Source organism: Aquitalea sp. ASV15 (assembly GCF_016429115.1).
In the GTDB taxonomy this organism is placed as follows: domain Bacteria; phylum Pseudomonadota; class Gammaproteobacteria; order Burkholderiales; family Chromobacteriaceae; genus Aquitalea; species Aquitalea magnusonii.
The window spans coordinates 1-462 of the sequence record NZ_JAELTZ010000129.1; the positions used below are offsets into that span (position 1 = coordinate 1).

The window sequence follows — 462 nt, forward strand, 5'->3', positions numbered from 1 at the left end:
TGGACATCGGCGAAGTCACCGCGGTGCGCATCAGCCCGGACAGCAAGAATATCGAGGCCACCGCCCAGCTGAGCAAGGAGGCCGAGCGCTTTCTGGCGCGTGACAGCCGTTTCTGGATCGTGCGGCCGCGCATTGCCGGGGGCAGCGTCTCCGGCCTGGGCACGCTGCTGTCCGGTGCCTATGTCGGCATGGATGCCGGCAAGAGCAGCGAGATGAGCCAGCACTTCACCGGGCTGGAAGTGCCACCCATCCTCACCGGCGACCTGCCCGGCCGCCAGTTCGTGCTCAAGGCCACGGAGCTGGGTTCGCTGGACATCGGCGCCCCCGTGTATTTCCGGCGGGTGCCGGTGGGCCAGGTGGTGGCCTACCAGCTGGGCCAGCAGGGCCGCCATGTCGACATCACCGTCTTCATCAACGCCCCCTATGACCGCTTTGTCACCGAAGACAGCCGCTTCTGGCACG

At 67.1% G+C, this 462-nt stretch carries 1 protein-coding gene; it reads left to right on the plus strand.

The genetic code is table 11. The features are described 5' to 3' along the window. The coding region (locus tag JHD64_RS21140) for an MlaD family protein (RefSeq protein ID WP_199055585.1) at positions 1-462 on the plus strand (462 nt) is incomplete at both ends.